The organism is Microbacterium bovistercoris, assembly GCF_003387575.1.
In the GTDB taxonomy this organism is placed as follows: Bacteria; Actinomycetota; Actinomycetes; order Actinomycetales; family Microbacteriaceae; genus Microbacterium; species Microbacterium bovistercoris.
Genome location: NZ_QUAB01000048.1, coordinates 242501 through 256560 on the forward strand (window position 1 = coordinate 242501; position 14060 = coordinate 256560).

The following is a 14060-nucleotide window of genomic DNA, read 5'->3' on the forward strand; positions in this document are numbered from 1 at the left end:
TCGTCTGCCGCTTAGAGTCGTGGCATGGCCGCCACCCCCGCCGCAGCCGTGCCCACCCATCCGGTGCGTGCGGCGTACTTCGTCTCCGACAGCACGGGCATCACCGCCGAGACCCTCGGCAACGCCCTGCTGGCGAACTTCCCCGGCTTCGTGTTCCGCAAGCACACCATCCCGTTCGTCGACACGGTGGATGCCGCGGCAGGCGTCGCCAGGCAGATCGCGGCCGATGATGCCGCCGGCCGCGAGCCGATCGTGTTCACCACGGCGAAGAACCCCGCAGTCCGTGCGGTCGTCACCGCCGTCCCGGCCACCCACATCGACCTGCTCAGCGGCCACCTCGGCGAGCTGGAGCAGGCTCTCGGCACCACGGCATCCGAGCAGCTCGGCCAGTTCCACATGCTCGGCGACACCACCGAGTACTTCGCCCGCATGCGGGCCGTCGAGTACGCGATCGAGCACGACGACGGGCAGAGCGCCCGCGCCCTCGATCTGGCCGACGTGATCATCGTCGCTCCGAGCCGGTGCGGCAAGACCCCGACGACCATGTACCTGGCCCTGCAGTACGGCCTGCTCGTCGCCAACTACCCGCTCACCGATGACGACTTCCCCGCCGAGGGCCTGCCGCCGCTGATCGCGAAGTACTCCGCCCGCTGCTTCGGCCTGACGACCACTCCCCTGCGCCTCAGCCAGGTGCGTCACGAGCGCCGCCCCGACTCGCGGTACTCCAGCCTCGCGCAGTGCACCACCGAACTGCGCCGCGCCGAGAAGCTCTACGCCCGCAATCGCATCCCGTTCCTGAACTCCTCGACGAAGAGCGTCGAGGAGATGTCCGCCGTCATCCTGCAGACCCTCGGCCTCCGCCGCTGATCACCCTTCAGACGAAAGAGCACCTCATGACCAACATCCTCTGGTTCGACGAGATCGGCATGACCGATCTTCCCCAGGTCGGCGGCAAGAACGCCTCCCTCGGCGAGATGATCTCGAATCTCTCCGACCTCGGTGTGCGTGTGCCCGGCGGCTTCGCGACCACGGCCGACGCGTACCGGCGCTTCCTCGCGCACAACGATCTGCGCGGCCGCATCCGCGACGCGATCGCGGGGCTCGACGTCGAGGATGTCACGCGGCTCGCGCTCGTCGGCACCGAGATCCGCACCTGGATCGCCGAGCACCCGCTGCCCGAAGACCTCGAGTCCGACATCCGCACGGCCTTCGACCGGCTGGTCGCGGCGGATGCCGAGCCCGAGACCGTCACCTGGGCGGTGCGGTCCTCCGCCACCGCAGAGGACCTTCCAGACGCCTCGTTCGCCGGCCAGCAGGAGACGTTCCTCAACGTCGGCGGCATCGACAACATCATCGCCGCGATCCGCAGCGTCTACGCCTCGCTCTACAACGACCGCGCGATCGCGTACCGCGTGCACCAGGACTTCGACCACGACGAGGTCGCGCTGTCGGCCGGCGTGCAGCGCATGGTGCGCTCGGATGTCGGGGCATCCGGCGTGATGTTCACCATCGACACCGAGTCGGGCTTCGACCAGGCCGTGTTCGTCACCAGCTCGTACGGCCTCGGCGAGGCCGTCGTGCAGGGTGCCGTGAACCCCGACGAGTTCTACGTCTCGAAGCCCGCGCTGCGCGCCGGGCGTCCGGCCATCCTCAAGCGTGCGGTCGGCGAGAAGGCCATCGCCATGCGCTACACCGACAGCAAGCAGGCAGGGGCCAGCACCGCCTTCGTCGACGTTCCGGCCGAGCAGCGCGCCCTGTTCTCGATCACGGATGCCGAGCTCACCGAGCTCGCGCAGCACGCGCTGATCATCGAGGAGCACTACGGCCGACCGATGGACATCGAGTGGGGCAAGGACGGCGTCGACGGGAAGCTGTACATCCTGCAGGCCCGCCCCGAGACCGTCGTGTCCCGGGCATCCGCCAACGTCATCCACCGGTTCCGCCTGCAGGAGCAGGGCCCGGTCGCGGCCGAGGGCCGCGCGATCGGGCAGCGCATCGGCGCCGGTCCCGTGCGCATCCTGCGGGATGCCACGCAGATGAGCGAGTTCCGGACCGGCGACGTGCTCGTCGCCGACATGACCGACCCCGACTGGGAGCCGATCATGAAGCGGGCATCCGCCATCGTGACCAACCGCGGCGGCCGCACCTGCCACGCCGCGATCATCGCCCGCGAGCTCGGCATCCCGGCCGTCGTCGGCACCGGCGACGCCACCCGCGCACTGCGCGACGGCCAGCCCGTCACTGTCTCGTGCGCCGAGGGCGACACCGGCTTCGTCTACGACGGCATCCTCCCGTTCGCCGAGGAGGAGACCGCGTTGGACCGGATGCCGGAGTCGCCGGTGAAGATCATGATGAACGTCGGCACGCCCGACCAGGCGTTCTCGTTCTCGCGACTGCCGAACCGCGGTGTGGGCCTCGCCCGCCTCGAGTTCATCATCAACCGCCAGATCGGCATCCACCCCCGCGCCCTTCTCGAGCGAGACACCCTGCCCGACGATCTGCGTCGCGAGGTGGACGCCCGCATCGCGGCGTACCCCTCGCCGCGGGACTACTTCGTGCAGCGGGTCGTCGAGGGCGTCTCGATGCTCGCCGCGGCCTTCGCGCCGGAGCCGGTGATCGTGCGGATGAGCGACTTCAAGTCGAACGAGTACGCCAACCTCATCGGCGGTGAGCGCTACGAGCCGCACGAGGAGAACCCGATGATCGGGTACCGCGGCGCGTCCCGCTACGTCTCCCCCGACTTCCGTGAGTGCTTCGAGATGGAGTGCGAGGCGCTGATGTTCGTGCGCGACGAGATGGGGCTGACGAACGTGCAGGTGATGGTGCCGTTCGTGCGCACCGTCGCCGAGGGCCAGGCCGTCGTCGAGCTGCTCGCCGAGAACGGGCTGCGCCGCGGCGAGAACGGCCTGAAGGTCGTCATGATGTGCGAGGTGCCCACCAACGCGCTGCTCGCCGACGAGTACCTCGAGCACTTCGACGGCTTCTCGATCGGCTCGAACGACATGACCCAACTGACGCTCGGGCTCGACCGCGACAGCGCACTCGTCGCCGACACGTTCGACGAGCGCGACCCCGCCGTGCTGAAGCTGCTCTCCATGGCCATCGAGGCGTGCCGCCGGCACGGCAAGTACGTCGGCATCTGCGGCCAGGGACCGAGCGACCACCCCGAGCTCGCGGAGTGGCTGGTCGGTCAGGGCATCGAGTCCGTGTCGCTGAACCCCGACACGGTCGTGGAGACGTGGCTGCGGCTGGCGAAGCTGGAGGCGGCGGCCGTCTGAGCGGTCGCAGACCCTTCGACAGGCTCAGGGACCCACGGGGTTGGGCCGCTGAGCCTGTCGAAGCGTCGGATGCGCGGACCCCTCAGACTTCCGGCATCACCCAGAACCCCGGCTCCCCCGGCCGGATCTCGCTGTGCACGACCGACACCAGCCGGGCGCCGGATGCCGCGGCGAAGCCTTGACCGAACCCGGACATCAGGCGGTGGTGCGCCCAGGTGAACGCCGGGCGCGCGAGCGGTGATGTCCGCCGCATCCACGGCTTCGTCGTCTCCACGAGCCATGCGAACCAGATCGTGGCCTCGTCGCCCTCGCTCGCGGCCACGGCAGCCCGCCCGCGCCCCGCGAGGTCGCCGCGCACCGCGGCATCCACGGAGCGCATCCGATCGAGCGCGGTGATCTCGATCTCGTACGTCAGTCGGTAACCGAGCGGCGTGCGGATGGTGTGCCGGTGCACCGAGCCGACCTGCGCCGCACCGGCAGACCCGGCGACGATCTCGACGCGTTCGAGCTCGGGCCACCAGCGCGCCCAGCCGGCGACATCGCTGAGCACGTCCCACACCCGCACCGGATCCCCGGCGACGCGGTAGGTGCTCACGAAGTGGTAGCCGGCGCTCATGGCATTCCGGTCAGTGCCCGGCGGCCGCGACCTCTTCGGGGCTGCGCTGCACGCAGAACTCGTTGCCGTCGACGTCGCTCATGGTCACGTACCCGCTGCCGTTCTCGCGCCGCCGGTCGGCGACGACGGTCGCGCCGAGCCCCTTCAGCCGCTCGACCTCTTCGTCGCGGGTGCTCCCGACCGGATTCAGGTCGAAGTGGATGCGCGGCGTGAACTCCTTGCCCTCGTCGGCCGGCTGGAAGACGAAGTTGACCGCGACCGGCTCGGTGAGGAACACGGTGACCGGGTCGCCGGGGTTGTTCGGGTTGTCCGGGTCCTCCTGCAGCGCGAGCAGCTGCTGCCAGAAGGCGCCGAGCGACTCGTGGTCGCGGGCGGTGATGTTGATGGCGTCGATACGCGAGACCATGGAACTCCTTTGTCAGCGGACCCCGGCCGTACGGCGCGGAGGCACCCGGCTGACGCTACCGGCACGGCGCCCCGCCGCGCCAGTGATCGCGATGCCAGAGAGCCTCGAACAGAGAGACGCCGCCGCCGAGCAGCACGGGACGACGCCCAGGACGATGAGTGAGGATCGTCATTTCTTTATCCAAAACTCGTTTAGATAAAGAGTTTTTAGGCTAACATTTTGTTATGCCCGTCACGCCGATCCCCGTCAAGCGCTCGATGCGCACCATCGGGCAGAACCTCGCCAACCAGCGCAAGCTGCTGGGCCTGACGGCGAAGATGGTTGCGGAGCGCGCCGGAACGACCCCGCCGACCCTCAGCAAGCTCGAGAACGGGCAGGGCGCATCACTCGAGATCACACTGCGCGTCATGCGGGTTCTCGGACTCATGGATGCCGTCGTGGCGGCGACCGATCCCTTCAACACCCCCCGCGGTCGCCTGATGGTCGACGAGATCCTCCCGCAACGCGTGCGTGTTCGACGTGACGAGCGGTAGCCGGGCGCACAGCGCTCTTCGATGTCGGAGGCTCCATGCATCATCGACCCCAACCACACTGACTCCGGCAGCCTGTCGTATCGGAGCCCAGCGAACACTGCCTGCGACAATGAGGAGGTGAGTTCCGTGACCACCGTGCACCAAGCAGACACTCCTGCACTGCGCAAGGCACGGGGTGCGTTCTTCACGCCGCCGGCCATCACTGCGTTCATCGCGGCGTGGGCGATCCGTTCCGAGAAGGACGCCGTTCTCGAGCCTTCAGCCGGCGATGCGGAGTTCATGATCTCCGCGGTCGAGCGGCTCCGCGCGCTCCAAGGCAAGGATGACGCACCGCCCCGCGTTCACGGTGTCGAGATCCACGAACACAGCGCCCGCGTCGGACGGGAGCGCGTCAGACGGGCCGGTGGCGTCCCCAAGATCATCCGGAATGACTTCTTCGCCGTCGATCCGCGGCCCGTCTATGACGCCGTGATCGGAAACCCACCGTACATCCGCTACCAGGACTTCTCGGGTGAGGCACGGGCACGGTCCAGAGCGGCTGCCTTCCGCGCAGGGGTGCGACTCACTGGGTTGGCTTCAAGCTGGGCTGCATTCACAATCCACTCTTCTCTGTTCCTCCGCAAGGGTGGCCGTCTCGGGCTCGTTCTCCCTGCAGAACTGCTCTCGGTGAACTATGCGGCTCCTGTCCGCCGCTTCCTGTTCAACAGTTTTCGATCCGTTGAACTGGTGCTGTTCGACGAGCAAGTCTTCCCGGATGCGGAGGCGGACGTCGTGCTGCTCCTCGCCGACGGGCATGGGGAGGGTCCGACGGACCACGCGTTCTTCCGGCAGACCCTCAATGCGTCAACGCTTTCGCCTGCCGCGTCGCCCGGCACCAAGTGGACTCCAGTCGACCCCGCGGAGAAATGGACGGGCAGCATCGTCGACCCGAACGCCATTGAGCCGCTTCGGACGCTGCGCTCGCAGGGGGCATTCACCGACCTCGAAGCATGGGGCGACACGACCCTCGGGATCGTCACCGGCAACAATCGCTACTTCACGATGTCCCCCGCGCGGGCTGAACGCATCGGACTCAACTCGGACGAACTCCTCCGTCTGTCTCCTCCCGGCAGCTCGCACCTGCGCGGTCTTGAACTGACGCAGGAGATGCTCACCACGCTTGGCAGCGAGGGCAAGTCGACGTACCTCTTCAAGCCCAGCGAGGAACCGTCCAAGGCCGCGCTGAACTACATCCGCGAGGGCGAGGACACCGGCGTACAAGATGCCTACAAGTGCAGGGTCCGCAAGACCTGGTACCAGGTCCCGGTCGTGAAGCCCGCCGATCTGCTGCTGACCTGCATGAACGCCGACACCCCCCGACTCACCACGAACTCTGCAAGGGCTCATCATCTGAACTCGGTGCACGGTGTGTACTTGCGCGAGGAGATCCGCGACCTCGGCGCTGATCTGCTGCCGACCGCGAGCCTGAACTCGGTGACGCTGCTGAACGCCGAGATGGTCGGCCGCTCATACGGTGGCGGGATCCTGAAGATCGAACCGCGCGAAGCAGACCGGTGGGCGATGCCGCATCCAGAGCTCGTCGCTTCACGTGCGGGCGCGTTGCGTGCGCTGAAGCCGAAGATCAGCGCGCTGCTGGCGTCCGGTCGGCTGCTTGATGCTGTGGCGCTCGTCGATCAGGTGCTGCTGTGCGAAAGCGGTCTGGTCGCCTCCGATGAGATCGAGCACGTCCGCGCAGCGCACGCAGACCTGGTGCGCCGTCGAACAGTGAGGGGTGGAAGTGGCCGCTGAGCCGAGCGCGAAAGAGAAGGCCTGGGTCTTCTTCGACAGAATCGTCGCGGATGCGGCACCCGACGGCCAGTACACGAACCCGTGGTTCCTCGATGACGAGGGTGTCCGCCGGTACGGTCCGGACTACACCACGCTCACGAAGCTTCTGGGGGTTCCGCTGCATCTCCGGGCTGACACCCGCACCGGCGTGCCGGCACTCGCCCTCGATGTCTGGCTCAGCTATGAACTCCGGCGCGCTGGATTCGACTCGGATGCGGCATGGCCACGCCCGACGCATCCTCGAATCCTGCCGATGCCGATCGCCAATCTGGTCAAGGCCCTCCCAGTCAAGGAACAGAAGGCGCTCACCGATCGCCTCACGAAGGCGGGGGCCATTTCGGGCGTCACGTCCGCCAGCGCAAGCATCCTCGGCAAGAACTATCTCAAACAGGTCGACGTGATCATGACGGACTGGGCGACAGGCCCCGAGCTGCTCATATCGACCAAGCGGATGGACTCGTCGTATGGGAAGAATGCGGCGAACCGTGTCGAAGAGTCGTACGGCGACGCCAAGAACCTGCGCCTGAGGCATCCGCTCGCGGCGCTCGGATTCGTGTTCGGGCTGCGGTCCGACATCCTGCAGAAGGAGCCCGACACTGCCGAGTGGCTGATCGATCTGTTGCAGAAGCTCGGCAGAGAGGACGACGCCTATCACGCGACCTGCCTGGTGATGATCGAGTACGAGGACGACGACGCGGTGCCGTCCGACTCCGGTGAAGATCCCGAGGATCCGCTGGTTGCTGCGGGACTTGCGACCGATCCTGAGACGAACGTGCTCCCTGTCTTCACCCCCGAGGATGACGTCCTCACTGTCCTCGCGACCCTCCCGCCTGTGAAGATCCGTCACGATGCCATGCCGGAGCAGCTGTCACCCGCACGGTTCCTCGCTGAGATGGTGAGCCGCGTTCTGGACGCGACCCCCGTCAACCTTCATCGTGAGGCACGCGTTCGCATGAAGCTGGCGCAGCCGCGAATCGACTGACCCGCCTCAGTGGGTCGTCGTGATGCCCACCGAGTCGTGCACGATGACCGCCGCGACGCGCGCGCCCGCGCCCGCCGCCACCAGGAGCTGCTGCGGGCCGGGTGAGGCGATGTCGCCGGCGGCGTAGACGCCGGTCCGGCTGGTGCGGCCGGAACCGTCCACGATGAGATGCCCGGCGTCGTCGGCCTCCGGCGCGACGTCGCCGAGGTAGCCGAGCTCGGCATCCCACTGCGGCTGCACGAAGCCACCCTCGATCGCGTGCTCGCTGCCATCCGAGAGGCGGATGCCGGTGATCCAGCCCTTCTCGCCCTGCAGCTCGACGATCGGCGCGCGCTCGACGACGATCCCCTGCGCGAGCAGCTCCGCCTCCTCATCGGCCCCGATCGCGTCCGAGCCGTGCGTGAACACGGTGAGCCGGTCGGTCCATCGCGAGATCAGGCGAGCACGGGATGCCAGGTCCGCGGTCTCGCCGATGAGCGCGAGCCGGCGATCGCGCAGGTCCCAGGCGTCGCAGGCGACGCAGCTGAACAGGCTCACGCCGTAGAAGCCGCGCAGGTTCGGCACGTCCGGCAGCTGTTCGCGCAGCCCGGTCGCCAGCAGCACGGCGCGCGCGGACACCACTTCGTCAGGCGCACGACGGCCCACGGATGCCGCGAATCCGGCATCCGACTCCTCGATGCCGAACACCCGCTGCCGGGTGCGCACCTCGACGTTCGGATACCCGGCGAGCTCCTCCCGGGCGAGACGGCGCAACTCGTGCGGGGGCACGCCGTCGCGAGTCAGGAAGCCGTGCGAGACGAGCGTCGCCGCGTTGCGCGGGCGATCGGCATCCACCAGCAGCACCCGCATCAGCGCTCGGCCGAGGTTGAGCGCGGCCGACAGTCCGGCGGGACCGCCGCCGACGATCAGCACGTCGTAGGGCTCAGTCATGACCGTCCGCCTGCCCTTCGACAGGCTCAGGGACCGGGAGCGCCGACACCAGCGGGTGGTCGAAGGAGTACGGGCCGACCTTCGCCGCGCCGCCGGGCGAGCCGATCTCGTCGAAGAACGCCACGTTCGCCGTGTAGTAGTCCTGCCACTCGTCGGGCAGGTCGTCCTCGTAGTAGATCGCCTCGACAGGGCACACCGGCTCGCAGGCACCGCAGTCCACGCACTCGTCGGGATGGATGTACAGCGACCGCTCACCCTCGTAGATGCAGTCCACCGGGCACTCGTCGATGCACGCGCGGTCCTTCACGTCCACGCAGGGCAGCGCGATCACGTAGGTCATCGGACGAGCGCCCCGTCGCGCGACACGGCGACCTGCTCCTCGCGCGGCACGACCTTGACCCGCTCGCGGGTGTGCTCGTGGGTCTCACCGAGGTGCCGCTCGTGCGCGTCCAGCGCCAGCCAGCCGTCCCAGGTCGTGTACTCCGTGCCGCCGGCGTCGAGCACGTCGAGGATGTCGTCCTCTGCCTCGACCGCCGTGAGCAGCCCCGCCTCGGCATCCGCGACGATGTTCGTGATCGTCTCCAGGGCATCCGACTTGGTGTGGCCGATCAGGCCCACCGGACCGCGCTTGATCCACCCGGTCGCATACAGACCGGGCTCGTCGTCGACGCGGCCGGCCTCGTTCGGCACCACGCCGCGGCGCTCGTCGAAGGGCGCGCCCTCGACCCGGGTGCCGTAGTAGCCGACCGCGCGGTACACCGCCTGCACGTCGTAGTCGCGGAACTCGCCGGTGCGCTCCAGCGCACCGTCCTCGCCCGCCCTGGTGCGCTCGAAGCGGATGCTCTGCACCCGGCCGTCGCCCTCGATCGACACCGGCGCGTGCCAGAAGTGGAGGTGCAGGCGCCTGCTCGCCGTTCCCGCCGGGCGCTCGCGCCAGCTGTTCAGGGTGCGCAGCATGACCTTCAGCTGGTTGGTCGACGCGGATGCCGCATCGACTCCGTCGAAGTCCTCGTCGTGCAGCACGATGTCCACGTCGCGAACCTCGCCGAGCTCGCGCAGCTCGATCGGCGTGAACTTGATGTCGGCGGGCCCGCGGCGGCCGAAGACGTGCACGTCGGTGATCGCCGACGACTCGAGACCCGCGAGCACGTTGTCGGGCACCTCGGTCGTGCGCTGGTCCTCGCCGTGCTTGGCGAGCACGCGCGCCACGTCGAGCGCGACGTTGCCGTTGCCGATCACGGCTGCGGAGGTGGCATCCAGCGGCCAGGTGCGCGCGACATCCGGATGCCCGTCGAACCAGGCGACGAAGTCGGCAGCGCCGTAGGAGCCGGGCAGGTCGATACCGGGGATGTCGAGCGCCGCGTCGCGGATCGCCCCCGTGGCCAGGATGACGGCGTGGTACCGCTCGCGCAGCTCGTCGAGCCCGAGATCCTTGCCCACCTCGACGTTGCCGATGAACCGGATGGTGCGGCGGTCGGCGGCCCCTGAGCCCGACGAAGGGTCCGCCTGCGCGTCGAGCATCTCGTGCAGCGAGGTGACGATGCCCTTGATGCGGGGGTGGTCGGGCGCGACGCCGTATCGGATCAGGCCGTAGGGCGCGGGAAGCGACTCGAAGAGGTCGATCTCGACGCGGCCGCCGCGCTCCTTGACGGCGTTCGCCAGCAGGTTGCCGGCGTAGATGCCGGCAGGTCCCGATCCGACGATCGCGACGCGCAGGTTCAGAGAAGAGGTCATGGTGGTTCTTTCGTACTCAGAGTGAGGAGAGGGTGAGCAGCGCGTCGGTCCAGCCCTTCGACAGGCTCAGGGACCCAATCTCCTGGGTCGCTGAGCCTGTCGAAGCGAGGCGGACGACATCGCCGACGATCACGACCGCGGGCGAGCGCACCTGTCGCGCGGCGGCGAGGTGGGCGATGGTGCCGAGCGTGCCGATCGTGACGCGCTGCCTCTCGCCGTAACCGTCCTCGACGATCGCGACGGGGCAGTCCGCCCCGCGCTCGCCGGCGGCCAGCACGTGCGCGGAGTGGCCGAGGGTGTTCACGCCCATCAGGAGGATCACCGTGTGGTCGGAGCCGCCGGGCAGGTGCTGGATCTGGTCGTGCGCGCTGACGACGGTGAACGAGGTCGCGACGCCGCGGTGGGTCACCGGGATACCCGCGGCAGCCGGTACCGAGATCGCGCTGGTGACGCCCGCGACGACCTCGACGGGGATGCCTGCCGACTCGCAGTGCAGCTGCTCCTCTCGTCCGCGGCCGAGCACGAACGGGTCGCCGCCCTTCAGGCGCACGACGTTCCGTCCGGCGAGCGCCTCCTGCACGAGAAGGGCGTTGATGCCGTCCTGCGGCACCTTGTGGTGGCCGGGCAGCTTGCCGACGTCGACGACGTCGGCGGTGAGCTCGACACCTTCTGCGGCGAGCTGCTCGAGCACGGCGCGGGCGCCGAGGCGGTCGGCGACGATGACGTCGGCCTGCTGCAGCGCGCGCAGTCCGCGCAGGGTGAGCAGGCCGGCATCGCCGGGTCCCGCTCCGACGAGGGTGACGCGTCCGGTCACTTTCCACCTCCCAGGAGAAGGCCCCGGCTGCGCAGCATCCGCCGCTCGATGGGGCCGAAGATCACGAGTTCGATGAGGATTCCGATGGCGAGGATCAGGATGATGGTTCCGAGCACCGCCGCGAGATCGGCGAGTTCACGGGACTGATCGAGCATGGTGCCGAGGCCGAAGCCGATCGATCCGCCGGTGGTGATGATCTCCGCGGCCATCAGCGACCGCCACGAGAAAGCCCAGCCCTGCTTGAGCCCGGCGAAGTATCCGGGCAGGGACGCCGGCAGCACCACCTCGGTGGCCAGTTGCCACCGGCTGGCTCCCAGCACCGTGCCGACCCGGCGCAGCTGCGGCGGCACCTGGTCGATGCCCGAGAGCAGGCCGTTCACGATCGACGGGATCGCACCCATCAGGATCACGAAGTACGCGGTGGCGTCGGAGAGGCCGAACCAGATGATCGCCGCGGGCACCCAGGCCACCGAGGGCAGCACCTGCAGTCCCGAGATCAGCGGGCCCGCAGCGCGGCGGAGCACCTTCACCTCGGCGAGCAGCATGCCGAGCGCCGTGCCGATGACGATCGCGATGAGGAATCCGATCACGCCGCGTTCGAGGCTGGTCGCCACGGCCTCCTGCAGTCGACCGGACGCCCAGGCGTCGCCGAGCGCCGACGCGACCTGGATCGGGCTGGGTGCCTTGTCGGGGCGCGGGTTCGCGATCATGACGTACAACTGCCAGATCGCGAGCAGTGCCAGCAGCAGGATGATCGGCGGCAGCGCCTTCGACAGGACCTCCCGCACCAGCGAGGGGCGCTGCGCCTCGTCGGATTGCAGGCGGTCGAGGCCGGCGGAGAGGGTGTCGAGCTCGTCCTTGGCGCCCTTCGTCACTTCGTCTCGCTCCGCTCGCTCAGTACGGCGCTCCTCGCTGCGCTCGTCGCTCAGGGTCCGGTCGCCCGCACCCTGAGCGAGCGAAGCGAGACGAAGGGTCTCTGCAGAAGCTTCAGGAGGCATTGCGGGCGATCTCCTTCCTCAGCTCGGCGGTGATCTCGGTGGCCAGCGCCGCCACCTCTGGCGACTCGATCCGGCGGCCGGTGGTGTTGCGGATGCGCCACTCCCCCGCGATACGGCCGGGCCGGCTCGACAGCAGGATCACCCGCTGACCCAGCCGCGCCGCCTCGCGCACGTTGTGCGTGACGAACACGATCGTGCGACCGGTGGCGCGCCAGACCCGCTCCAGCTCCTCGTGCAGCAGGTCGCGGGTGATCGCGTCGAGAGCGGCGAAGGGCTCGTCCATCAGCAGCACCGACCGGTCCTGGGCCAGGGCACGCGCGAGCGCCACGCGCTGCCGCATCCCGCCGGAGAGCTCGTGCGGGCGCTTGTCGGCAGCTTCGGAGAGATTGACGGTGCCGAGCAGCCGCTCGGCCTCGGCGCGGCGCTCGCCGCGCGGCAGCCCGCGCAGTCGGAGTGCCAGTTCGACGTTCTTCCGTGCGGTGAGCCAGGGCATCAGCGCGGACTCCTGGAACATGACCGCGGCGCCGCCGTCCGGCGTGACGATCTCGCCGGCCGTCGCAGGCTCGAGACCGGCGACGAGATTCAGCAGGGTCGACTTGCCGCATCCGGATGCCCCGAGCAGGCAGACGAACTCGCCGGGTGCGATGTCGAGCGAGATGTCGTCGAGCACCACCGGACCCGTGCCGTACCGCTTGGTGACGTGCGAGAGGCGCACCGAGGGGGCGACGACGGGCGCCGGCGCAGCAAGCGGCGTGACGCCGTCGAAGCTCGGCGTCAGCCGGGCGGCACCCTTCGACGGGCTCAGGGACCCAGGGCTCTGGGCCGCTGAGGCGGTCGAAGCGTCCTCGGTGCGCACTCCCATCAGTCCTCCCCGAGCCCCGCGGCCGAGACCGGCTCCTGGCCGGCGTCCTTCAACTGCGCGTTCAGCGCGCGCAGGTCGAACAGCCCGTCGATCGCGCCCTTCTTCTGCGTTCCGGCGGCGAGGCCGTTGCTCACGAGCTTCTCGAAGGTCTCCGCGTGCGGGTCGACCGTGAACGTCACGTTCTGCAGCGCACGCGCGAGCACCTCGTCGGACAGACCCTTGCCCGTGGCATCCTCCAGCGCGCCGTTGATCACGGCGGGCGCCTCGGCGGCGTTGTCGTCGAGCCACTGCACCGAGGCGATGTGCCCCTCGAGCAGCTCTTCCACGGCCTCCGGATGCTCCTTCGCGAAGTCCTTCCGCACCAGCAGCACCGTCGTCGGGAACGCACCGTCCTTCCAGAGGTCCTTCTCGTCGATGAGCACCTTCGCACCGGCGTCGACCACCAGCCGCGACACCCACGGCTCGGGCACCCAGGCCCCGTCGACCTCGCCGTCCTGGAACAGCGTCAGCGTCTGCGCGTTCTCGGTGGGGGTGATGTTCACGTCACCGCCGCCCGAGACGGAGGTCTCGAAACCCTCATCCGCCAACCAGCTGCGCAGCGCCACGTCCTGCGTGTTGCCGAGCTGCGGGGTCGCGAGAGTCGCGCCCTTCAGGTCCGAGGCGGTCTTGATCTCGTCGCTCACGACCAGCGCCGCGCCACCCGAGGTCGCGCCGGCGATGATGTTCGCGGACTGCCCGCCCGACTGGATGAACGTGTTGATCGCCGGGTTCGGGCCGATGTAGGTGGCATCGATCGCGCCCGCCGAGAGCGCCTCGATCGCGGCGGGGCCGGCGTTGAACACCTCGGTCTTCACCTCGACGTCGCCCAGTGCATCCTGGAACAGCCCTTCCGAGACGCCGACCAGCGCGGGCGCGTGGGTCACGTTCGCGAAGTAGCCGAGGCGCAGCTCGGCGAGGTCGTCCTTGCCCGTGCCCTGGTCGGCGGATGCCGAGGCGCAGCCCGCGAGCATCATCGCTGCAAGTCCCAGGGCGGTCAGAGCGGTGGTCTTGCGGGTGTTCTTCACGGTTTTCGCCTCCTCA

14 protein-coding genes are annotated in these 14060 nt (G+C 68.9%); 5 read left to right on the top strand and 9 right to left on the bottom strand.

Annotated elements, in window-relative coordinates; all coding sequences use genetic code 11:
• Positions 1-24: 24 nt before the first annotated feature.
• Entirely contained in the window at positions 25-867 is an 843-nt protein-coding gene (locus DY023_RS17255; protein ID WP_116243571.1) for a pyruvate, water dikinase regulatory protein, read from the top strand.
• Positions 868-893: 26 nt separating this feature from the next.
• The gene (ppsA, locus tag DY023_RS17260; protein WP_116243572.1) at positions 894-3278 is read left to right on the top strand and encodes a phosphoenolpyruvate synthase; all 2385 of its coding nucleotides are present in this window, start codon (positions 894-896) and stop codon (positions 3276-3278) included.
• Between the two features lie 82 nt (positions 3279-3360).
• Here ppsA and DY023_RS17265 read toward each other — a convergent pair whose 3' ends face one another.
• Together DY023_RS17265 and DY023_RS17270 are read right to left on the bottom strand one after the other, a co-directional pair.
• Positions 3361-3894, bottom strand: coding sequence for an SRPBCC family protein (locus DY023_RS17265; protein WP_116243573.1), 534 nt, complete (start codon positions 3892-3894; stop codon positions 3361-3363).
• Positions 3895-3904: 10 nt separating this feature from the next.
• Positions 3905-4300 (bottom strand): VOC family protein, encoded by a 396-nt coding sequence (locus DY023_RS17270; RefSeq protein WP_116243574.1) that lies wholly within the window; start codon positions 4298-4300, stop codon positions 3905-3907.
• Between the two features lie 224 nt (positions 4301-4524).
• Between DY023_RS17270 and DY023_RS17275 the strand changes: the two genes are divergently transcribed.
• The 3 genes from DY023_RS17275 to DY023_RS17285 all read left to right on the top strand — a co-directional run bounded on the left by DY023_RS17275 (position 4525) and on the right by DY023_RS17285 (position 7642).
• Positions 4525-4833 carry a helix-turn-helix domain-containing protein gene (locus DY023_RS17275; RefSeq protein ID WP_116243575.1) on the top strand — a complete coding sequence of 103 codons (309 nt, stop codon included), beginning with the start codon at positions 4525-4527 and terminating at the stop codon, positions 4831-4833.
• Between the two features lie 126 nt (positions 4834-4959).
• On the top strand, positions 4960-6621 hold the full coding sequence (locus DY023_RS17280; RefSeq protein WP_245958766.1) for an Eco57I restriction-modification methylase domain-containing protein: 1662 nt from the start codon (positions 4960-4962) through the stop codon (positions 6619-6621).
• A complete protein-coding gene (locus DY023_RS17285; protein ID WP_116243577.1) occupies positions 6611-7642 on the top strand; it encodes a hypothetical protein in 1032 nt (343 codons plus the stop codon). Before DY023_RS17280 ends, DY023_RS17285 begins: the two co-directional genes overlap by 11 nt.
• 6 nt (positions 7643-7648) lie before the next feature.
• On the opposite strand, the gene DY023_RS17290 is transcribed toward DY023_RS17285, so the two are convergent.
• Genes DY023_RS17290 through DY023_RS17320 form a run of 7 tightly spaced genes read right to left on the bottom strand, consistent with a single transcriptional unit; the run spans position 7649 to position 14044 of the window.
• The gene (locus tag DY023_RS17290) at positions 7649-8572 is read right to left on the bottom strand and encodes an NAD(P)/FAD-dependent oxidoreductase (RefSeq protein WP_116243578.1); all 924 of its coding nucleotides are present in this window, start codon (positions 8570-8572) and stop codon (positions 7649-7651) included.
• Positions 8565-8912, bottom strand: a complete 348-nt coding sequence (gene fdxA / locus DY023_RS17295) for a ferredoxin (protein ID WP_116243579.1) — start codon at positions 8910-8912, stop codon at positions 8565-8567. Before fdxA ends, DY023_RS17290 begins: the two co-directional genes overlap by 8 nt.
• Positions 8909-10306 (bottom strand): FAD-dependent oxidoreductase, encoded by a 1398-nt coding sequence (locus DY023_RS17300; protein WP_116243580.1) that lies wholly within the window; start codon positions 10304-10306, stop codon positions 8909-8911. The genes fdxA and DY023_RS17300 overlap by 4 nt, the downstream gene beginning before the upstream one ends.
• Positions 10307-10322: 16 nt before the next feature.
• A complete protein-coding gene (cobA, locus tag DY023_RS17305) occupies positions 10323-11120 on the bottom strand; it encodes a uroporphyrinogen-III C-methyltransferase (RefSeq protein WP_116243581.1) in 798 nt (265 codons plus the stop codon).
• Positions 11117-12118 carry an ABC transporter permease gene (locus DY023_RS17310; RefSeq protein WP_116243582.1) on the bottom strand — a complete coding sequence of 334 codons (1002 nt, stop codon included), beginning with the start codon at positions 12116-12118 and terminating at the stop codon, positions 11117-11119. Before DY023_RS17310 ends, cobA begins: the two co-directional genes overlap by 4 nt.
• Entirely contained in the window at positions 12108-12980 is an 873-nt protein-coding gene (locus tag DY023_RS17315) for an ABC transporter ATP-binding protein (RefSeq protein ID WP_116243583.1), read from the bottom strand. Before DY023_RS17315 ends, DY023_RS17310 begins: the two co-directional genes overlap by 11 nt.
• Positions 12980-14044: an ABC transporter substrate-binding protein gene (locus DY023_RS17320; RefSeq protein WP_425453475.1), complete on the bottom strand. Its 1065-nt coding sequence runs from the start codon at positions 14042-14044 to the stop codon at positions 12980-12982. Before DY023_RS17320 ends, DY023_RS17315 begins: the two co-directional genes overlap by 1 nt.
• Positions 14045-14060 lie beyond the last annotated feature (16 nt).